Source organism: Palleronia sp. LCG004, assembly GCF_032931615.1.
In the GTDB taxonomy this organism is placed as follows: domain Bacteria; phylum Pseudomonadota; class Alphaproteobacteria; order Rhodobacterales; family Rhodobacteraceae; genus Palleronia.
The window spans coordinates 641,507-662,062 of sequence record NZ_CP136759.1 but is presented as its reverse complement, the minus strand read 5'-3'; the positions used below and the strand labels follow the sequence as shown (position 1 = coordinate 662,062).

Sequence of the window (20,556 nt, the reverse complement as noted above, 5' to 3'; positions counted from 1 at the left end):
GATCGGATCCGGCCCCGAACGGGACGGGGCCGGAAAGGTGTCAGGCGACCTTTGCCAGTAGCCGCTCGGGTTTCACCGTGTCGATTGCGGGGCGAACGCTGTCATAGCGGTCGCTGGCTTCCTGCGCGGCGGGGTCGCGTGCGACCGGCTCGGCACCGTTTGCGACGACCGGGCTCGACATTCCTTCGACCACCATGCTGACGCGGAGGGCAGTCCGTGCGGACTCGGCGGCCGCGCGGGAAGCATCCTCGTCCATCGCGATCGCTCCGAGATCGGCGGCGATGGCGCCTGGCAGATCGCGCACGAGGCCGTCGTCGCGCCCAGCAGCGTTCGCCCGCATCGCGGTGGTTTCGGCCGGACGCTGCTCGGCGGAGGTCGCCGACGATTCCGCCGGAACGATGGCGGTGCTTTTTACGGGTGCCGCCGGGGCGACCGCATTCGGCGCAACGCTCGTACCTTCTGTCGTGGATTGCGGCGTCGCGGCGGGCTGTTCCGAAAGCGATGACTGGGTTCCGGCCTTTGGGGAGGTCTCGGCGACAGGCTCTAGGGGGGCGGTCGGCTTCGGCTTGTAGCCGAGCGAACTCGTCAAACTGTTCAGGGCAAACATTCAACCATTCCTTAGCATTTGATTGCTAGGTCGAATGACAGCGCCTCGCGGCGGAATTGCGGCGGAATCGTGTCTTGCCGCAAAATCCTTCGATATCGTTAACGCGTGATCTCAGCCGTAGAGCTGGGCCGCGCGACGCTCGAATGCCCTGACGATCCGCTGCATCGCGTCGTTGAAGAACATCGACGCGGCCGAGCCGAGGATGCGGCTCTTGAACTCGAAATCGACGTCGAACTTGACCTCGCACCCCTTCTCACGCTCCATGAAGGTCCATGTGGAATTCATGTGCCGGAACGGACCCGTGACATAGCGGGTGTCGATCTTCATGTCGTCGGGGCGGAGCGTGACCTCGCTGCGAAAGCGTTCGCGAAAGACCTTGAAGCTGATGACCAGATCGGCCTCCATCACCTCGCCGTCCTCGGTCTGCCGCCGGTCGCGCACGCGCGCGGCCGCAGTCCATGGCAGGAATTTGGGATAGCTCTCGACGTCTGCCACCAGATCGTACATCTGCTGCGCGGTATAGGGCAGCTTGCGGGTTTCGTGATGGGTCGGCATAACGTCCTTCGCGATTGTCTGAACATCCTTTCCGACAGCACGTCCAGAAATTCAAGGGGACGCCATGGCGCGGCGCGACTACGAAATCGACGAACTGATATCCGCGGAAGCCATCGCGGCGCGCATCGGGGCCCTCGGGACCGAGATCGAGGCCGCGTTCGGTGACACGGAAAAGCTCGTCGTTGTGGGCCTCCTGCGGGGGTCCTTCATCTTCATCGCGGATCTCGTGCGCAAGCTGGACCTGCCGGTCGAGGTCGATTTCATCGAAGCCTCGTCCTACGGCAACGCGATGGAAAGCAGCCACGATGTCCGCATCCTCAAGGATCTGCGCGGCCCGATCGAGGGGCGCGACGTCCTGCTGGTCGAGGATATCGTCGATACCGGCCTCACCCTGCGTCATGTCCTGGGGCTGCTCCGGTCGCGGCGTCCCGCCCGGCTCGAGACGATCGCCCTGCTCGACAAGCCGTCGCGCAGGCAGGTCGACGTCCGTGCGACATGGACCGGGTTCGAGATCCCCGACGAATTTGTGGTGGGCTACGGGATCGACTACGCACAGCGCGACCGCAATCTGCCCTACATCGGGACCGTCAGGCTCCCCTAAGCCGCCGCTCAGCCGAGCGGCCAGACGCTCAGATTGCGGTACATTCCCCACATCGCCGTCACGAAGATCGACACGACGCCGATCGTCTGCGTCACCCGGCGATGGAGCACCAGACGCGCGCGCAGTTGCGCGCCGTCGAGATCGGCCATCTCGATCAACCGCGCGGTCGATATCGCGTGCAGCGACACCAGCGACATCGGCGCGCAGACCAGGAACGTGGCCTGCGCGAATTCGACCCCGTACCAGAACCCCAGCACCAGCAGCGTCGAAAGCGCCGCGGCCCCCAGCGCAACCAGCCAGATCCCCGAGACCTGCGCCACGAAGAGCAGGCGGCGCACCCGGATGCGCACCAGCGCCTCCAGATCGCGCTCGGACGTGCCGCCATGGCGCGCGGCGCGCGGAACCATGTCGTAGGGCACGCCCAGCACGTAATGGCTCGCCATCGACCAGACGGCGGCCAGTGCGATCCAGAACCAGAGGTTCGAGAAGGAGCGCATGTCGATGGTCTCGAAGATGGTCTGGAAGAAACTCAACGGAACGGCCCCGGCCTGTGTCGCGCGACCCGACTTACACTTGAGCGTGCGGGAAATCCATGCAACCCAGCACGGCGACACCGCTGCCGTTGCAAATGGACCAGAGCATGACCCAAGGGCCCTTCCCTGCCACGAGGTTTCGCAGGCTGCGCCGGACCGAGCCGCTGCGCCGGCTCGTGCGCGAGACGACGCTTTCGCCCGCCGACTTGATCTGGCCGCTCTTCGTGCGCGACGGCGAGGGAGAGCGCGATGCCGTGCCCTCGATGCCGGGCGTCGAGCGGCTGAGTGTGGACCTGCTGGTCGAGGCCGCGCGCGAGGCCGCTGGTCTCGGCATCCCGGCCATCTGCATCTTTCCCTATACCGATGCCGCGCTGAAGACCGAGGCCTGCGAGGAAGCCTGGAATCCCGACAACCTGTCGAACCGCGCGGTGCGCGCGATCCGCGAGGCGGGCATCGACATTGCGGTGATGACCGACGTGGCGCTCGACCCCTATAACGCGAATGGCCATGACGGCATCGTGCGCGACGGCGTCATCCTCAACGACGAGAGCGTCGAGGCGCTCGTTCGCATGGCACTGGAACAGGCGCGTGCGGGGGCCGACATTCTCGGACCGTCCGACATGATGGACGGCCGGATCGGCGCGATGCGCTCGGCGCTCGAGGCCGAGGGGTTCCGGGACGTGACCATCATGTCCTACGCCGCGAAATACGCCTCGGCCTTCTACGGGCCCTTCCGTGACGCGGTCGGGGCCTCCGGCGCGCTGACCGGCGACAAGAAGACCTATCAGATGGACCCCGCCAACGCGGACGAGGCGATGCGCCTCGTCGCGCGCGACCTGTCGGAAGGGGCCGACATGGTCATGGTCAAGCCGGGCATGCCCTATCTCGACATCTGCGCCCGCGTGAAGGGCGAGTTCGGCGTGCCGACCTTCGCCTATCAGGTGAGCGGCGAATACGCGATGCTGAGGGGTGCTGCCGATCGCGGCTGGCTGGACGGCGAGGCGGTCATGTTCGAGAGTCTCGCGGCATTCAAGCGCGCGGGTTGCGACGGAATCCTGACCTATTTCGCCCGCGACGTCGCGCGACACCTCCAGAACTGAGATCCAGCAGCGGCGAATCACCGCCCGCGCAGTCCGACGGCGGATGACAGGCAAGGCCGCGGTCGATATAACAACGCCGAGAGCGGTCGTGAAAGATCGCCATTCCAGCCAGGCAATCGGCAGTCACAAGGGGCAGATCCATGACAATCCTCACCCGCCGCGCGGTTCTTGCAGGCGGCAGCGCGGCGTTCCTCGCCGCCGCAGGTTGCGCGAACGGCATCTCGAGCCGCGGGAGCCAGAGCATCGACGCGCGCGTGGCCTCCACGCTCGACTACCTCTACGGCAATTATCCCTCGACGCAGGACCTGCGCGACAAGGCGTCGGGCATCCTCGTCATGCCGCTGATCACGCAGGCGGGCTTCGGCGTGGGCGGCAGTTACGGACGCGGCGCGCTTCTCGTGGACGGGACGCCGATCGATTACTACTCCGCGACGACGGCCAATGTCGGCCTGCAGATCGGCGCGCAGCAATATGCGCATGTCCTGTTCTTCATGACCGACGACGCGCTCTACGATTTCCGCAATTCGAGCGGGTACACCGCGGGTGCCGATATCGAATACGCGGTTCGCGATCGCGGCGGCAATCTATCGGCCACGACAACGACCTCCCTCACCCCGGTGATCGGCGTCGTCTTCGGCCAGGCGGGCCTCATTGCGGGCGCGACCGTCGCCGGGACCAAGTACACGCGCATCATTCCCTGAGAGGGGGCGATCTTGCGACGACGCGCAAGGCCCTATAGACCCGCCGGGACAGCATTTCGGGCGGAGTTGACGACATGGCGAAAAGCGCGGGCAACGCAATTTCCAAGGGCATCATCTGGGTCGTCCTTCTTCTGCTCATCGTGGGGCTGGCGGGCTTCGGCGCGACGAATTTCGGCGGCTCCGTGCGCGAGGTCGGACGTGTCGGAGACACCTCGATCGACACCGAGAGCTATGCGCGCGCCCTCCAGCAGGAGATCCGCGGCATCGAGCAGCAGACCGGCGAACGGCTGAGCTTTGCGGAAGCACAGCAATACGGGCTCGACGGGGGCGTGCTGCAGCGCCTCCTCGCGCTCGCCGCGCTGGAGGACGAGGCAGACGAGCTTGGTCTTTCGGTTGGCGACGGCGAGATTCGCAACGAGGTGATGAATACCCGTGCCTTCCAGGGGGCCGACGGATCCTTCGACCGCCAGGCCTACGAATTCGCGCTCGGGAATGCCGGCATTTCGGTCGCCGACTACGAGGAAGGCCTCCGCGAGGAGATCTCGCGCAGCCTTCTGCAAGGCGCGCTCGTCGCGGGGATCCAGCCGCCTGCCGCCTTCGTCGACACGCTCTACACCTATGCGCGCGAGATGCGAGACCTCTCGATCCTCGTGCTCGGGCCCGACGACCTCGACAGCCCGATCCCCGAGCCGTCGGACGGCGTGCTCAGGAATTTCTACGACGCCAATCAGAATCTCTTCACCCTGCCCGAGCGCAAGCGGATCACCTATGCCTGGCTCACCCCCGAGATGGTCCTCGACGAGACCGGCCCGACCGAGGAGGATCTGCGCGCGCTCTACGAGGATCGCGCGTCGGAATACAATCAGCCCGAGCGCCGCCTGGCCGAACGGCTGGTCTTCTCCGACCCCGCAGATGCCGAGGCGGCTGCAGCTGCCATCGAAAGCGGCGAGACCGATTTCGACACCCTCGTCGCCGATCGCGGATTGACGCTCGACGACGTCGATCTGGGCGAGGTCTCGCGCGATGATCTCGGCGACGTTGCCGCGGAGGCGGTCTTCGACACGACGGAAACAGGCATCGTCGGCCCGGTCGAATCCGATCTCGGTGCCGCGCTCTACCGCGTGAACGCGATCCTGCGCGCGACCGAAACCCCGTTCGAGGATGTCGAGCCAGAGCTGCGCGCCGAATTCGCATCCGCCGCCGCCCGGCGCCGCGTGGAGTCCGAGATCGAACCGGTCGAGGATCTGCTGGCGGGCGGCGCGACGCTCGAGGAGATCGGCGAGGAAACTCCGTTCGAGACGAACGAGATCTTTTATTCGCCTGAGCTCGCCTCGGTCAACGGACAGGAGATCGATGCCTACGAGACCTTCCGCGAGATCGCGGGCGAAACCGAGATCGGGGATTTCCCGACTCTCTACGAACTCGCAGATGGCGGCCTCTTCGCGCTCCGCGTCGACGAGGTGGTCGAACCGACAGTGCAACCTCTGGAAGACGTCCGCGATCAGGCACTGGAAGCCTGGCGCGCCGAACGTCTGCGCACCCGCCTCGCAGACAAGGCCGAGGCGATCCGCGAGGCCCTCGCCGAGGGTGCCGCGATCGAGGATCAGGACGGAACGCTCAGGACCGAGACCGGAGTCCTGCGCGACGCCTTCTTCGAGGATCTCCCGAGCGAACTCGCGACCGCCGCCTTCACGCTGAACGAAGGCGGGATCAGCGTCCTGACCGCGCCAGACGGGGCCGTTCTCCTGCGGGTCGACGCGATCGAGATGCCCGACCCCGAAGCCCCGGAGGCACAGGAGGTCCGTCGCAACGTCACGCGCACCATCGGACAGGGGATCGCGCAGGACGTGACAGAGGCCTTTACCCGCGCGCTGGAGACGGAGAAGGGCATCCAGTTGAACCAGCAGGCCGTGCAGGCCGTCAATTCGCAGTTCAACTGATGCGGCTCACACCCGATTACGAGAGCTTTGCCGAAGGTTACGAGGCCGGCCGCAACCAGATCGTCCATGCCCGCATCGCGGCCGATCTCGACACGCCCGTCTCGCTGATGCTGAAATTGGCCCAGGCAGGGCGCGACACGTTCATCCTCGAATCCGTCACGGGCGGCGAGGTGCGCGGGCGCTATTCCATCATCGGGATGAAACCCGACCTCGTCTGGGAATGCCGCGGCGAGACGAGCCGCGTGAACCGCGAGGCCCGGTTCGACGAAACCGCCTTCGAGCCGATGGACGGATCGCCTCTCGACGCGCTCCGACGGATCATCGCCGAAAGCCGGATCGACCTGCCGGACGATCTGCCCGCCTCCTCCGCGGGGCTCTTCGGTTATTTGGGCTATGACATGATCCGGCTGGTCGAGCGTCTGCCGAACGTCAATCCCGACCCGCTCGACCTGCCCGACGCGATGATGCTGCGCCCCTCGGTCGTGGCCGTGCTGGACGGCGTGAAGGGCGAGGTGACGGTGGTCGCGCCTGCCTGGGTCGCGTCCGGGCTCTCGGCGCGCGCGGCCTATGCCCAGGCGGCCGAGCGGGTCATGGACGCGCTGCGCGACCTCGACCGCGCGCCCCCGGGCGATGCGCGCGATCTGGGCGACGCCGGCATACCCTCCGAGCCGAGGTCGAATTTCAGCCACGAAGACTACCTCGCCGCGGTGACGCGGGCCAAGGACTACATCGCCGCCGGTGACATCTTCCAGGTCGTGCCATCGCAGCGATGGAGCCTCGATTTCGACCTGCCGTCCTTCGCGCTCTACCGTTCGCTGCGGCGGATGAACCCCTCGCCTTTCATGTTCTATTTCAATTTCGGCGGCTTCCAGGTGGTCGGCGCGAGCCCCGAGATCCTCGTGCGGGTCATGGACGGGCAGGTCACGATCAGACCCATCGCCGGGACGCGGCCCCGAGGTGCCACGCCAGAGGAGGATCGCAGGCTCGAAGCCGACCTCCTGTCTGACGAGAAGGAGCTGGCCGAACATCTCATGCTGCTCGATCTCGGCCGAAACGATACCGGCCGCGTCTCAAAGATCGGAACGGTCCGCCCGACCGAGGAATTCGTGATCGAGCGCTATTCCCACGTGATGCACATCGTTTCGAACGTGGTCGGCGAATTGTCCGACGAACACGACGCGCTCTCTGCGCTTCTGGCGGGCCTGCCCGCGGGCACCGTTTCGGGTGCCCCCAAGGTCCGCGCGATGGAGATCATCGACGAGCTCGAACCCGAAAAGCGCGGAATCTACGGCGGGGGCCTGGGATATTTCTCAGCCGGCGGCGACATGGACATGTGCATCGCGCTGCGCACCGCCGTCATCAAGGACAAGGTGCTCTACATCCAGTCGGGCGGCGGGGTCGTCCACGACAGCGACCCGCAGGCCGAATACGAAGAAACCGTCAACAAGGCCCGAGCGCTCCGTCGGGCGGCCGAGGACGCCGCGCGCTTTGCCGGAAGGCCCCGGAACGGCTGACCGCCTTCGCACGACCAGCGTAGTGCCGTGCGTATTTTCGAAAGCAAAGAGCTGTTGACGCGCCCTTAACTCGTCCCGTGACAAGCCTGACGGGCGGTACAGGCAGGCGCGCCGATGACCGCAAAGCGAAGAGGGCCGGCCCCGGTACTTTCGGTCCTGGCATGGGAGAAACGGGGCTTACCCCATGACCTCGCGCGCAAGAGGGACGAGGCGGCTGCTCTGCTCGCCGACCCAACTCTCTGCTTTTTCAAATACGCATGGTGGGCCGTCAGCCCAGGGCGCGCAGCCGTTTTATGAGGGCGGAGGTATCCCAGCGCCCGCCACCGATCTTCTGGACGTCCTTGTAGAACTGGTCGACGAGCGCGGTGACAGGCAGCGACGCGCCGATCTCGTCCGCCGTGTCGAGACAGATGCCGAGGTCCTTTCGCATCCAGTCGACGGCGAAGCCGTGATCGAACTCGTCGTCGAGCATGGTCTCGTAGCGGTTCTCCATCTGCCAGCTGCCGGCGGCACCCTGGCTGATGACCTCGACCACCGCACGGCCGTCGAGACCGGCGGTTTCGGCGAAGTTGAGCGCCTCGGACAGGCCCTGGACAAGGCCGGCAATGGCGATCTGGTTGCACATCTTGGTCATCTGGCCGGCACCCGTGTCGCCGATACGCCGACAGATCTTGGCATAGACGTCCATCACCGGCTCGGCCCGGGCAAAGGCGTCTTCGGGACCGCCGCACATGATCGACAGCTTTCCGTTCTCCGCCCCGGCCTGTCCGCCCGAGATCGGCGCATCGACGAAGCGGCCGCCGATCTCCTCGGAAAGCTCCCGCGTCACCCGCGCCGAAACGGTCGTGTGATCGACGAGCAGCGCGTCGGGCCCCATTCCGGCGAAGGCACCGTCATCACCCAGACACACGCTGCGCAGGTCGTCGTCGTTGCCGACACAGGTCATCACGAATTCGGCACCCTCGGCTGCCGCGCGGGGGGTCGCCTCGTGCCGTCCGCCATGCTCTTCGGCCCACGAGGACGCCTTCGATTGCGTCCTGTTGTAGACCACCACCTCATGGCCTGCGGCCACGAGATGCCCCGCCATGGGATACCCCATCACGCCGAGTCCGAGAAACGCCACCTTCGCCATGCCTTCACCTCCGCACCGAGATTGTCTATGGCCTGTCTATCCCATACCGGATGCGGGTCAACGCCGCGCCTAGACTTCGAGGCATCATGGCATCGCTCTTTCGCTGGTCTCTGCGCCTCCTTCTGGGCCTCCTCGCCCTGACGGCACTCACATTGACGATCTTCTACTGGTTCGCCTCGCGCAGCCTGCCCGATTACGACGCGAGCTTCGTGCTGGCCGGCCTCGATGGCGAGGTCGAGATCGTGCGCGACAATGCCAACGTCCCCCATGTGTTCGGCGAGAGCGACGAGGACGTCTATTACGGGCTCGGCTTCGCGCATGCGCAGGACCGGCTCTGGCAGATGATGCTGTTGCGGCGCACCGCGCAGGGACGGCTCAGCGAGATCTTCGGCGCGCGGACCGCGCGGACCGACGAATTGATGCGCAGGCTCGATCTCTACAATCTCGCGGCGCGTTCGGTCGAGGTTCAGAGCCCCTATGCCATCGCCGCGCTGGAGGCCTATTCCCGCGGCGTCAATGCCTGGCTCGGAGAGATCAACGACGGGGCGCGGGGGCGTGGCGCGCCCGAGTTCTTCCTCTTCTCCCCCGAGATCGCGCCGTGGCGGCCGGCGGATTCGCTGGCGCTCGGCAAGATGATGGCCCTGCAGCTCAACGATCACCTTTCGCAGGAGGTTCTCAGGGCGCGCGTTTCGCTCGAACTCGAGGACGAGGCACGCGTCAACGACATTCTGCCGAGCCCGTTGGGCGATGGTATCGCGAGCCTGCCTGATTACGCCGCGCTCCTCCCCGATGCGCCGGGCACGCGCTATGCCGCCCGGACGGAGGAGGAGGATCCGCTGTATCCCGTGCAGGCACCCGGCATGGCCGGGGCCTCCAACATTTGGGCGGCCGCCCCCTCGCGTGCCGCGACGGGGGGCACGCTGCTCGCGAACGATCCCCACCTGATGCTGACCGCACCCTCGATCTGGTATCTGGCCCGGCTGGAACTCGAGACCGGCGGTGTGATCGGTGCGACGCTTCCGGGCACGCCCACGATCCTTCTGGGACGCTCGGCCCGGCTCGGCTGGGGGTTCACCACGTCCTATCTCGACGACACGGACATCCATATCGAACGGCTGAATCCCGACGACCCGAGCGAGGTGCTCACGCCCGACGGCTATCGCAAGATGCGCAGCCGCACCTCGATCGTCCGGATCAAGGATGCCGATCCGATCACACTGACGCTCAGATGGTCCGAGAACGGCCCGATCCTGCCGGGGAGTCATTTCGACCTCGCCTCGATCACGCCGCCGGGACATGTCGCCTCGATCTCGTGGACCGCGCTCACGGCCGAGGACACTTCCGCCAGCGCGAGCTTCGACCTCATGCGCGCGGGCAGCATCGAGGAGGGCCTCGCCGCGATGGAAAGCTTCGTCGCCCCGAGCCAGAACCTGACCCTCGTCGATGGCGAGAGCATCGCGATGAAGATGGTGGGCCACGTGCCGCAGCGCGACATGGCCCACCAATCGAAGGGCCGCCTGCCGACACCCGGCTGGATCGCGGCGAACCGCTGGAACGGCACCCTGCCCTATTCCACCAATCCCGAATTCACCGATCCCCCGGGCGGCATCGTCGGCAACACGAACAACAAGATGATCGACCGGCCCTTCCCGCTCCACGTCTCGTATCACTGGGGCGACACGCAGCGGGTCCAGCGCTGGCGGCGGCTCATGCAGGGGCGCGAGGTCCATACACGCGAAAGCTTCATGGAGGCGCAGCTCGACACGGTGAGCTTCACGGCGCGTCTGCTCCTGCCGCTCGTCGGTGCCGATCTCTGGTTCACCGGCGAGGCCGCGCCGGAGGGGACGCCGGAACGCCTGCGCCAGCGCGCGCTGGAGCTGTTGGCCAGCTGGAACGGAGAGATGAACGAACATCTGCCCGAGCCGCTGATCTATGCCGCGTGGATGCGCGCCCTGCAGGAACGGCTCGTCCGCGACGAACTCGGTCCCCTCGCAGACGACATCACGCATCTCGAGCCGCTGTTCATCGAGCGCGTCTATCGCGATGTCGACGGTGCGGCGGAATGGTGCGACGTGGTTCAATCCGCACGGGTCGAGACCTGCAACGACATGGCGCGGCTCGCCCTCGACGATGCGCTCATCTGGATCACCGAACGCTACGGGCGCGCGCTCGAATCGCTCAGATGGGGCGACGCCCACGAGGCGGTTCACGAACATCCCGTTCTGGGCGAGATCGCGGGCCTGTCGTGGCTGGTCAATATCCGGCAATCGACCTCGGGCGGCGACAATACGCTCCTGCGCGGAAGGACGGCCGGGACGGGCCCCGACCCGTTCCGCAACGTCCACGGCGCGACCTATCGCGGGATCTACGATTTCGCGGACCCCGACTCGTCCGTCTTCGTCATTTCGACCGGGCAATCGGGTCATCCGCTTTCGCGGCATTACGACGATCTGGGAGAGCTCTGGCGGCGCGGCGAATACATTCCCATGACGCTCGATCCCGATCTGGCGCGCGCGGCCTCCGTCGGGATCACGACACTCCGACCGGCAGAGTGACGCGCCACCCGCGGACATCCACGTTTCGTTAACCATCCTCTGCGATCAATGCGGGGTCCCTCCCATTTTCGACATGGTGGGCAGGACGTCTCCCTGATGGACTGGCCGCGCTTACGGCGCGGCCTTTTTCATTCGCCGATTTCGCGACGATATGCCCGAAATCTCCGCGATTTCCGGACGATTATGAATATTGACGGTTCGCCGCTTTGCTTCTAGCGTCACGTGAATAACAAGTCGGCCAGTCCGACGGGGAGAATTCCAGAACGTCAAAGGCCCTCATCGTGAGGGCCTTTTTCGCATCCGGCATTCCCGAAATCCCGCCTGACAGGACTTTGCTGACCTGATAGGAACGCGCGCAGACATTCCCGACGAAGACGGATCCAAAATGGCTCATCTGATGAAAACGCTCTCCGTGATCGCACTGATGACGATCGCGACGCCGCTCGCCGCGCAGGACCAGGACGCGACCGGAGAGACCGCCCCCGACGCGCAGTCGGAGGCATCCGAACCCGCAGGCACCGACGCGCAGACCGGGGCCGAGACGCCCGAGGGCGAAACCGAAGGTGCGCCCGGCGATCTGTCGATGGGCGAGGAAGTGCAGAACAACCAGATCGGACGGACCTATACCGAGGCCGAATTCTCCGACTGGCAGCAGCGCTGCATCCGGACCGAGAACGAGAGCGATCCCTGCCAGCTCTACCAGCTGCTTTACGATCAGGACGGCAATGCCGTCGCCGAGATCAGCATCTTCCCCCTGCCCGAGGGACAGCAGGCCGTGGCCGGGGCCACCATCATCACCCCGCTCGAGACGCTGCTGACCCGGCAGCTCACCCTTGCGGTCGATGACGGTCAGGCCAAGCGCTATCCGTTCGATTTCTGTGCCGATGCCGGCTGTTTTGCGCGGATCGGCCTGACCGACGCCGAGGTGAACTCCTTCCGGCGCGGTGCGGAGGCGCGGATCTCGATCGTTCCGGCGGCGGCACCCGACCAGACGATCACGCTTCCCATCTCTCTTTCGGGCTTCACCGCGGGCTTTGACGCGCTCGAAGTCGCGAACTGATTCGATTCAATGCCGGGAAGCGGAGCCGCTCCGCCTCCCGGCCTGACCGGACCTTTTGTCAGAGCTGGTGCGGCAACTGTTTTCCGGCAGCATAGGCGCGAAGATCCTCCAGCAGGACCTCGCCCATCAGCAGCCTTACATCCATCACCGATGTGCCCATATGCGGCAGCAGGACGACCTGCTCCATCGCCCTGAGCGCCTCGGGCACGTCCGGCTCGTTCTCATAGACGTCGAGCCCGGCCCCCGCGATACGCCCCTCCTCCAAGGCCGCGATCAGCGCGGCCTCGTCGATGACGTCGCCCCGGGCGATGTTGACGATATGCGCGTCGGGTCGCATCGCGCCCAGGATCTCCGCGTCGATCAGGTGTCGCGTCTGAGGCGAGGCCGGCACGGCCAAGACGAGGATGTCGACCTTGGCCGCCAGCGTCTTGAGGTCCTCGACCTGTGTGGCGGGCATGCCCGGATCATCGACCTTCGAGCGATTGAAGAACGACACCTCCATCCCGAAGCCGTGGTGGCACCGCGCGGCGATGGCCTTGCCGATCCGCCCCATGCCCACGATACCGACATGCGCACCGGTGATCGACCAGCCCAGCAGGTCGCCCGGATGCCAGCCTGTCCATTCGCCGCGGCGGACCAGACGCTCGCCCTCTCCCGCGCGGCGGCGCGCCATGGCGATCAGTGTCATGGCGATGTCGGCCGTCCCGTCCGTGACGGCCCCGGGGGTATTTGTAACCGCCACGCCAGCCGCACGCGCGGCCTCGACGTCGATATGGTTATATCCGACGGCGTAATTGGCGATCAGACCGCATTTCGGATCGCCCTCGAATGCCGCAGCGCTCAGATCGTCGCCGATGGTGCAGAGCATCGCATCGTAATCTGCCATGCGCGCCCGCGCCGCCTCGGCTGTCAGGTGAGCGTCCTCGAAGGTCACGTCGTAGAGTTCGTGGAGCTCCGCCATCGTCGGGTCGGGCATCCATCTGGAGATGAAGAGGCTTTTCAATGCAGGCGTCCTCCGTCGGGAACGGCGTGATCGGGCGCGATCAGCACGACCTCTCCGTCGGGATCGGGCACGCCCAGAACCAGGACTTCGGACAGGACGGGCCCGATCTGGCGGGGCGGAAAGTTGACGACCGCCATCACCTGCCGGCCGACCAGCGTCTCGGGATCGTAATGCGCGGTGATCTGCGCCGAGCTACGCTTTTCGCCGAGTTCCCCGCCGAAATCGACCCACAGCTTGATCGCGGGCTTGCGCGCCTCGGGAAAGGGCTCGGCCCGCGTGATCGTCCCCACCCGGATATCGAGCTTCATGAAATCGTCGAATGTCGCGCTCATCGACCAAGCTCCCTCGATCGGTCGGCGGCCGCCGCGACCGTTCGTATCATCAGATCCGGCAATTCGCCCATCAGCACGTCGAGCCCCGCCTTCGTCGTTCCGCCGGGCGAGGTCACGTCCTCGCGCAGCGTTGCAGGGTCCTTCGGGCTGTCCTCGGCCAGCTGCCCCGCGCCGCCCACCGTCGCCTTGGCAAGCGCCATGGCCAGATCCGACGACAGACCCTGCGCCTCCGCCGCACGGGCGAGACAGTCGATCAGGTGAAAGACATATGCCGGGCCCGACCCTGAAACGGCCGTCACGGCATCCATCTGATCCTCGCTCTCCAGCCGGACGGTCTGGCCCACGGCGCTCAGAAGCTCCTCTGCCAGGTCGAGCGACGGCGCGCCTTCAGTGTTCGCGACAAGGGCCGTGATCCCGCGGCCGATCGCGGCGGGGGTGTTGGGCATCGCCCGGATCACGGGCGTGCCTTTCCCCAACGCGGCCTCGAATGCGGAGATCGGCGTGCCCGCGGCGACCGAGACGAACAGCGTTCCCCCCTGCCCAAGGTCGCGAAGTTCGGGCAGAGCGTCGCCCATCATCTGCGGTTTCACGGCGACCAGCACCATCGCCGGGTCCCTCGGCAGATCCTCGTTCAAATGCAGCCCGTCGATCCCTTGCAGCCAGTCCGATGGATTCGGATCGCGTACCCAGACGTGGCCGGGCTCCAGTGCGCCCGTGAGCCACCCTTCGAGCATGGCGGAGCCCATCTTTCCGCATCCCAGCAGCACGAGGCCCCGAGCGCGCAGATCGTCCAATGTCATGATGCCCCCTCGTCATTTTGCGCGCATGCAAGCATGGCGAGGGGAGATTGGCAATCGCACCACGCCTCAGGCGTGGCCGAACGCCTCCGCGATCGCGACCTGCAGCGCGTCGGTGGCGCTGTGTCCGCCCCACCCGACCAGCTGGAACGCCGGATAGAACCGCTCGGCGGCGGCGACTGCATCGCCGATCATCCGGTCGATCTGCTCCGCGCTCGCCATCTGGCCGCCCGACAGGACGAGGCCATAGCGATAGACCATAAGCTTCGGTTCGAGCCAGTACGTGAAGGTTCCCGACCAGATATAGTCGTTCGCCGCGTTCACCACCTCGTAGATGGCAGGCAGACGGTCCTCCGGCGGCTCCATCTCGAACGTGCAGACGAGGCGCAGCGTTTCATCCTGGGGCGACCAGGCGAGCGTCAGCGCGTAGCTGCGCCATTGGCCTTCGACCAGCATCGCGATCTGATCCTCGTCGACGCGGTCGAATTCCCAGGAATTGTGTTGTGCGATATCCTCGACGATCTCGATCGGGTCCAGTTCGTCGGTCTGGAACGCAAGCTGGGTCATCGCCATGCGTGGCCTCGCTCTTCTGCCCGGACCGTTCCACGGCCTCTAGGGTTAGGTGACTGCTCTAGGACCTGCACACGACTGCGCCGTCCTCACAACATATGGTGTGGGATCGCATCGAACCTGTAAAGTCCCTTATTCACTGCAAATGCACGGAATATGTGGACAATCGGCGTATAAGTCGGGCTACAGCGCCTTTCGCGCCCGGAGCGCCGCGCCGATCGTGCCGTCGTCGAGATAGTCGAGCTCGCCACCGATCGGCACGCCCTGGGCTAGCGAGGTAACGCTGACACCGCGCCCCTCCATCTCGTCGGCGATGTAGTGAGCGGTCGTCTGGCCATCGACGGTGGTGTTGAGCGCGAGGATCACCTCGCTCACCCCGTCGCGCGCGACGCGTTCGACGAGATGCGGGATGCGAAGATCATCGGGACCCACGCTGTCGAGCGCGGAAAGCGTGCCGCCCAGGACGTGATAGCGCCCGCGAAAGACCCCCGCCCGCTCCATCGCCCAGAGATCCGCGACATCCTCGACGACGCAGATCTCGCCCGTCGCGCGTTTCTCGGATGCGCAGATGTCGCAGATCTCGGAAGTGCCGATATTGCCGCAATTGATGCAGGGCTTCACCCTGTCGGCCACATCCGAGAGTGCCTGCGCGAGCGGCCGCATGAGCTGCCCGCGCTTCTTGACGAGGTGCAGCACGGCACGCCGCGCAGATCGAGGCCCGAGCCCCGGCAGCCGCGCCATCAGGTCGATCAGCGCCTGAACCTCGTCGCCGGCATTCGCCATGTGCTTAGAACGGCAGCTTCATGCCGGGCGGCAGACCGAGCCCTTCGGTCAGCTTCTGCATCTCTTCCTGCGACCGGGACGATGCCTTGAGCTGCGCGTCCTTGATCGCGGCGAGGATCAGATCCTCGACGACTTCCTTCTCGTCGGGATTGAAGATCGACGGATCGATGTCGAGGCCGATGAGCTCGCCCTTGGCCGTCGCCGTCGCCTTGACGAGGCCCGCGCCGGATTCACCAGTCACCTCGATCGTGCGCAATTCCTCCTGCAGGCTTTCCATCTTGCCCTGCATGTCCTTCGCGGCAGCCATCATCTTGGTCATGTCGCCAAGACCGCCCATTCCCTTGAACATCTTTCGGATCTCCCCTGTTTCGCTCTTCGTCTCCAGATACGAACCGCGAACCGACTTCGCAAGCGAGGGTCCTCATTCGTCGGCGAACGGGTCCCATTCATCCTCGACCTCGGGCAGCGCCTCGGCCGCGGCCTCGGCCGCGATCTGCTCGAGCGATCGGATCTCGACGATCCGCGCATCGGGAAACGTGGCGCGCACCGCCTGCATCAGCGGATGTTCCTCGGCACGGGCCCTGAGCGCGCGATCCTCTGCGTCACGCTCCTCCGCGATGGTCTGCGCGCCGCCTTCGGAGACGAGCGTGACAGCCCAGCGCACGCCGGTCCAAGCCTGCAGCCGTTGCGCCAGCCGTTGCGCCAGGTCCGACGGGGCGCTCTCGGCCGGCTGGAACTCGATCCGGCCGGGAGAATAGCGCTTGAGCCTCACGCCCGTTTCGACATCGATGAGCAGCTTCGCATCGCGATTGTAGCGGATGAGCGCCACGACATCCTCGAACCGTGCGAAACGGGACAGCGCGTCGGGCTCCTGGGCCAGTGCCGTGGCCCCTCCGCCCGGCCCCTGCGGCCCCGTGGTCGCGACCGGCGCTCCGCCGCCCCGCTCAGGCGACGGCGAGGACGAAGGGGCCTGCGGCGCGGGCGCACCGGCGGGCGGCCCGTCGCCAAGCTTGCGGATCAGCTCCTCGGGCGGCGGCAGGTCGGCCACGTGGGTCAGCCGGATCACGGCCATCTCGGCCGCCATCATCGCGTTCGGGGCCTGCGACACCTCCTCGAGCGCCTTCAGCAGCATCTGCCAGCTTCGCGTCAGCACCCGCATCGACAGCGCCTCGGCCATGCGACGCCCGCGATCGCGCTCGTCCGGGCCGATGGTCGGATCCTCGGCCGCGCCCGGCGTGATCTTGATGACACTCAGCCAATGGGTGATCTCGGCTAGGTCCCGCAGCACGGCCAGCGGATCGGCTCCGTCCGCATATTGCGCCGAGAGCTCGGTCAGTGCCCCTGCCGCGTCGCCCTTCATGATCTGGTCGAAAAGGTCGAGCACGCGCCCCCGATCGGCGAGACCGAGCATCGCGCGCACCTGATCGGCCGTCGTCTCGCCCGCGCCGTGGCTGATCGCCTGATCCATGAGCGACAGCGCGTCGCGCACCGATCCTTCGGCAGACCGCACGATGAGCGCGAGCGCATCGTCCCCGATCTCAGCCTCTTCGCGGCCGGCGATGGCGCGCAAATGGGTCAGCATGACCTCGGGCTCGATCCGGCGCAGGTCGAACCGCTGGCAACGCGACAGGACCGTGACTGGGACCTTGCGGATCTCGGTCGTGGCGAAGATGAACTTCACGTGTGCGGGCGGCTCCTCCAGCGTCTTCAGCAGCGCGTTGAACGCCGCCGTCGAAAGCATGTGAACCTCGTCGATGATGTAGATCTTGTAGCGGGCCGAGCCGGGCGCGTACTGCACGGAATTCAGCACGTTCTCGCGGATGTCGTTGACGCCCGTCTGCGACGCGCCGTCCATCTCCATCACATCGACATGCTGCCCCCTGGCGATGGCGCGGCAGGGATCGCATTCGCCGCAGGGGCTCGTCGTCGGGCCGCCCTGCCCGTCGGGACCGATGCAGTTCATCCCCTTGGCAATGATGCGCGCGGTCGTGGTCTTGCCGGTGCCGCGGATGCCCGTCAGCATGAAGGCCTGCGCGATGCGGTCGGCGCGGAACGCGTTCTTGAGGGTCCGCACCATCGCCTCCTGTCCGATCAGATCGGCGAAGGTCTGGGGGCGGTACTTGCGGGCGAGGACCTGATAGGCAGTGGCGTCGTCGGGCATGGTGTCCTTCGGCCGGGATTCGGGAAAGGGGATCGGTGGGCAGAGTATCGCCGGCATCACCCGGCGGCTAGAGCAGCCAGAGCACCAGACACAAGAGAAGCGTCGCCATGCTGAGCAGGGCCGACAGCGCGGTGATCCGGCGCATCGGCTGCGCCTCGGCGGTGCGAGCCTCGAAGGCACGACGGTTCGCACGCGCCTCCACCCAGGCTGCGATGAATATCCCGAGCGATGCGGCGAGAAACAGCGAGGCCACCGCTTTCGGGGCCCAGGTGGGTTCGGCCGGACCGAAGACCGCCTGAAGCCCGATCGCGACGACGAGACTGGTGAGACCGGTGCGGATCCACCCGGCGAAGGTCCGCTCGGAGGCGAGGAGCGTTCGGTCCTCGGCCCAGTCGGTGCGGTCCTGCGCGAGCTTGTTCTTGGCGTTCATCCCGCGACCCTAGCACGTCGTCCGTCGCACGCCATATCGAAGGCTTGAACGACGAAGGCCGCCCCGGAGGACGGCCTTGCGTGGGTGAGAGGCTGGACAACGACCCAAGCGAGGCTCGTTACGGCTGCTTCCTTCCGGATCTGACCGGGTTGGCGAGGTGCTTGCCCGCGCCAACCTCTCGAGGGGCGAGATACGCGGCTCAGCGCTCGATTTCAAGGGCCGATCCGACCTCGGTCAGGCGCAGATCCAGCCAGTTCCCGCCGCCCGGCCGTCTGACGGGCCCGAGATCCGCGATGTTCGACAGATGCGCCTGCGCGCCGCGTCCGGTACGAAACACCGGATCGACGTCCTCGGGGCAGCTGAGCGTGAAGCCCGGATTCCAGAGATCCTCCGAAATCGCTTCGCCGATCTCTTCGAGCACGACATCGCGCACTGTCGCGTCGCTTTGCCAACGCATGTTCTCCGCGCGGCACCCCGGCAACGCACCTCCGCCATGCGCGCGGAAATCGTTGACGGCCAGAAGATAGCGATCGCCTGCCCGCACCTCCCGCCCATGCACGACGAGCGAGGCGATCCGCCCCTCGCCCGCGCGCCGCCCGAGCCAGTCGAACTTCGCTTCGCGGCTGAGATCCACGACGGCATGGGCGTCCGGACTCATGAGGAAGCTCAGACCCGGCAGCCGAGCATCGACGAGCGGCTGGACATTGCCGCTGCCGGAGGAGATTCTCCGGAATCCCGCGACGCTGCGCTCAAAGAGGTCGCGAAGCTCGGCCCCCGTCACCTCGACCGCGCAGATCCTGTCCGGAAAGGGGGCGAGCAGGTCGAGATGGCTGCGCCTCAGCGCACCGGGGGCGATCGCAGCGTAATTCCCGGCACCGCCCGCCCCTCCCGACCGCGCGGGGGCGGCCATCCCGATCACCGGCAGCGCGGGCCGATCCGGCATGTGCCGCTTCAGCGCGTTCGCCATGACCCGCGCCACGATCATCGTGATCGGGCAGCGTCCCAGCCGCGCGAAATAGCTCGTCGCGGCGGCGGGCATCGTGGCAAGCGGCGTACCGCCCCGTACCAGGCACATCTCGTGCGCGTCCGACGTGACCTCGTGCAGCTTCCGCGCCTGCAGGACCGCGGCTGGCACCTTGCGGCGGGGCGGCGTGGCGGTCCCGACGATCCGCCCCCCCTCCGATCCGGCCTGCCATCGGCCCGTCGCATCCTGGACGAGCGTCAGATCCACGACCGCGACGTGCCTTCCCCAGCATCCCGGCATCGCTGCCGGAACGCCCCCGAGGAAGCCCTTGCGCGCGTCGATGCCTGGGCGCGCGGGGCCGGTGGCCTCGGGCGATGGAAAGACCTGATGAAAATGCCCCATGAAGATGGCATCGACACCGCCTGCCCGCGCGATATCGAGCGGCGATCCAACGGGATCGTCGCGGCCGTCCTCCACGCCGTCGTGGCAGAGCGCGATCACCAGATCGGCACCGCTCTCGCGCAGATGGGCAATCCAGCCTCGGGCAGCTTCGGCGATCGGGCGCGCGCCCAGCGCATCGACGTCGGCGTGTTTCGCCCGTGTCTGCTCGAGCGTCGTCTCGGGCAGAAACGCGACGATTCCGATCCTGAGGTCGTGATGGTCTCCGTCGCGATCGCGCACACGGCGGCGCAGCAGGAGCGCCCCCTCCCGCAGCGGGCAGTCCGTGAGCGGGCTCTCTCCCCGTCCGCGCAGGATGTTGGTCGTCACGACCGGGAAATCCGCGTGTTCCAGCGCCCGGTCGAGCGCGGCGCAGCCATAGTCGAATTCGTGATTGCCGAGCGTCGCGGCGTCGTAGCCCACCACGTTCATCGCCGCCACGATCGGATTGGGCCCGATCCCCGCCCCCTGCATCGCGACATCGCCCAATGTCGATCCGGTCAGGAAATCCCCGACGTCGAACAGCAGGGAATTGGGGTTCTCCTCGCGCAGGGCGGCGACGACCGGAAGCACCGATTCGATTCCCCGCCCCGGCGCGGCCTCGCCGCTGACGTAATCGAACTGGCGGGCCCAGCCATGAAGATCGCTCGTCGCCAGAAGGCGCAACGAAACCTCGATCTCGCTGTGGTCGGCACGGCCGCGCGCCTTCGGGCCCTTGCGGGCGTCGTCTTTGTCCTGCAAGCGTTTCGACACTCTGCTACCCTTGGTGGATTTTTCAGC

The 20,556-nt window shown here is 66.4% G+C and carries 20 protein-coding genes and 1 other RNA gene; 7 read left to right on the top strand and 14 right to left on the bottom strand.

Annotated elements, in window-relative coordinates:
- Positions 1-40: 40 nt before the first annotated feature.
- Positions 41-607, bottom strand: a complete 567-nt coding sequence (locus RVY76_RS03095) for a hypothetical protein (protein WP_317375764.1) — start codon at positions 605-607, stop codon at positions 41-43.
- A 111-nt stretch (positions 608-718) separates the two neighbouring features.
- Positions 719-1,162 carry a type II toxin-antitoxin system RatA family toxin gene (locus RVY76_RS03090; protein ID WP_317375763.1) on the bottom strand — a complete coding sequence of 148 codons (444 nt, stop codon included), beginning with the start codon at positions 1,160-1,162 and terminating at the stop codon, positions 719-721.
- Positions 1,163-1,226: 64 nt separating this feature from the next.
- Between RVY76_RS03090 and hpt the strand changes: the two genes are divergently transcribed.
- Entirely contained in the window at positions 1,227-1,763 is a 537-nt protein-coding gene (hpt, locus tag RVY76_RS03085) for a hypoxanthine phosphoribosyltransferase (RefSeq protein ID WP_317375762.1), read from the top strand.
- A gap of 8 nt (positions 1,764-1,771) precedes the next feature.
- Here hpt and RVY76_RS03080 read toward each other — a convergent pair whose 3' ends face one another.
- A complete protein-coding gene (locus RVY76_RS03080; protein WP_317375761.1) occupies positions 1,772-2,296 on the bottom strand; it encodes a component of SufBCD complex in 525 nt (174 codons plus the stop codon).
- 107 nt (positions 2,297-2,403) lie between these two features.
- On the opposite strand from RVY76_RS03080, the gene hemB reads away from it, so the two are divergent.
- From hemB to trpE, 4 genes are all read left to right on the top strand, one after another.
- On the top strand, positions 2,404-3,396 hold the full coding sequence (hemB, locus tag RVY76_RS03075; protein WP_317375760.1) for a porphobilinogen synthase: 993 nt from the start codon (positions 2,404-2,406) through the stop codon (positions 3,394-3,396).
- A gap of 140 nt (positions 3,397-3,536) precedes the next feature.
- The gene (locus RVY76_RS03070; protein WP_317375758.1) at positions 3,537-4,097 is read left to right on the top strand and encodes a YSC84-related protein; all 561 of its coding nucleotides are present in this window, start codon (positions 3,537-3,539) and stop codon (positions 4,095-4,097) included.
- A gap of 74 nt (positions 4,098-4,171) precedes the next feature.
- The gene (locus tag RVY76_RS03065; RefSeq protein WP_317375756.1) at positions 4,172-6,037 is read left to right on the top strand and encodes a peptidylprolyl isomerase; all 1,866 of its coding nucleotides are present in this window, start codon (positions 4,172-4,174) and stop codon (positions 6,035-6,037) included.
- A complete protein-coding gene (gene trpE / locus RVY76_RS03060) occupies positions 6,037-7,551 on the top strand; it encodes an anthranilate synthase component I (RefSeq protein WP_317375755.1) in 1,515 nt (504 codons plus the stop codon). Before RVY76_RS03065 ends, trpE begins: the two co-directional genes overlap by 1 nt.
- A gap of 268 nt (positions 7,552-7,819) precedes the next feature.
- Here trpE and RVY76_RS03055 read toward each other — a convergent pair whose 3' ends face one another.
- Positions 7,820-8,683: an NAD(P)-dependent oxidoreductase gene (locus RVY76_RS03055; RefSeq protein WP_317375754.1), complete on the bottom strand. Its 864-nt coding sequence runs from the start codon at positions 8,681-8,683 to the stop codon at positions 7,820-7,822.
- An 86-nt stretch (positions 8,684-8,769) separates the two neighbouring features.
- Between RVY76_RS03055 and RVY76_RS03050 the strand changes: the two genes are divergently transcribed.
- Entirely contained in the window at positions 8,770-11,238 is a 2,469-nt protein-coding gene (locus RVY76_RS03050) for a penicillin acylase family protein (RefSeq protein WP_317375753.1), read from the top strand.
- Between the two features lie 397 nt (positions 11,239-11,635).
- Positions 11,636-12,298 (top strand): invasion associated locus B family protein, encoded by a 663-nt coding sequence (locus RVY76_RS03045; RefSeq protein WP_317375751.1) that lies wholly within the window; start codon positions 11,636-11,638, stop codon positions 12,296-12,298.
- A gap of 58 nt (positions 12,299-12,356) precedes the next feature.
- On the opposite strand, the gene RVY76_RS03040 is transcribed toward RVY76_RS03045, so the two are convergent.
- The 10 genes from RVY76_RS03040 to RVY76_RS02995 form a co-directional block, all read right to left on the bottom strand.
- Positions 12,357-13,274, bottom strand: a complete 918-nt coding sequence (locus RVY76_RS03040; protein WP_317376700.1) for a D-glycerate dehydrogenase — start codon at positions 13,272-13,274, stop codon at positions 12,357-12,359.
- Between the two features lie 23 nt (positions 13,275-13,297).
- Complete coding sequence (locus RVY76_RS03035; protein WP_317375749.1) at positions 13,298-13,633, bottom strand: tRNA-binding protein; 336 nt, start codon at positions 13,631-13,633, stop codon at positions 13,298-13,300.
- Positions 13,630-14,433: a pyrroline-5-carboxylate reductase gene (proC, locus tag RVY76_RS03030; RefSeq protein ID WP_317375747.1), complete on the bottom strand. Its 804-nt coding sequence runs from the start codon at positions 14,431-14,433 to the stop codon at positions 13,630-13,632. The genes RVY76_RS03035 and proC overlap by 4 nt, the downstream gene beginning before the upstream one ends.
- Before the next feature lie 66 nt (positions 14,434-14,499).
- Positions 14,500-15,003, bottom strand: coding sequence for a YbjN domain-containing protein (locus RVY76_RS03025; RefSeq protein ID WP_317375746.1), 504 nt, complete (start codon positions 15,001-15,003; stop codon positions 14,500-14,502).
- A 180-nt stretch (positions 15,004-15,183) separates the two neighbouring features.
- Entirely contained in the window at positions 15,184-15,783 is a 600-nt protein-coding gene (recR, locus tag RVY76_RS03020) for a recombination mediator RecR (protein WP_317375744.1), read from the bottom strand.
- A 4-nt stretch (positions 15,784-15,787) separates the two neighbouring features.
- On the bottom strand, positions 15,788-16,132 hold the full coding sequence (locus RVY76_RS03015; RefSeq protein ID WP_317375743.1) for a YbaB/EbfC family nucleoid-associated protein: 345 nt from the start codon (positions 16,130-16,132) through the stop codon (positions 15,788-15,790).
- Between the two features lie 72 nt (positions 16,133-16,204).
- The gene (locus RVY76_RS03010; RefSeq protein ID WP_317375741.1) at positions 16,205-17,944 is read right to left on the bottom strand and encodes a DNA polymerase III subunit gamma/tau; all 1,740 of its coding nucleotides are present in this window, start codon (positions 17,942-17,944) and stop codon (positions 16,205-16,207) included.
- Between the two features lie 67 nt (positions 17,945-18,011).
- Positions 18,012-18,374 (bottom strand): DUF202 domain-containing protein, encoded by a 363-nt coding sequence (locus tag RVY76_RS03005; RefSeq protein WP_317375739.1) that lies wholly within the window; start codon positions 18,372-18,374, stop codon positions 18,012-18,014.
- An 82-nt stretch (positions 18,375-18,456) separates the two neighbouring features.
- An RNA gene (gene ffs, locus RVY76_RS03000) (signal recognition particle sRNA small type) lies at positions 18,457-18,555 on the bottom strand.
- Between the two features lie 18 nt (positions 18,556-18,573).
- Positions 18,574-20,529, bottom strand: a complete 1,956-nt coding sequence (locus RVY76_RS02995) for a bifunctional metallophosphatase/5'-nucleotidase (protein WP_317375738.1) — start codon at positions 20,527-20,529, stop codon at positions 18,574-18,576.
- Positions 20,530-20,556 lie beyond the last annotated feature (27 nt).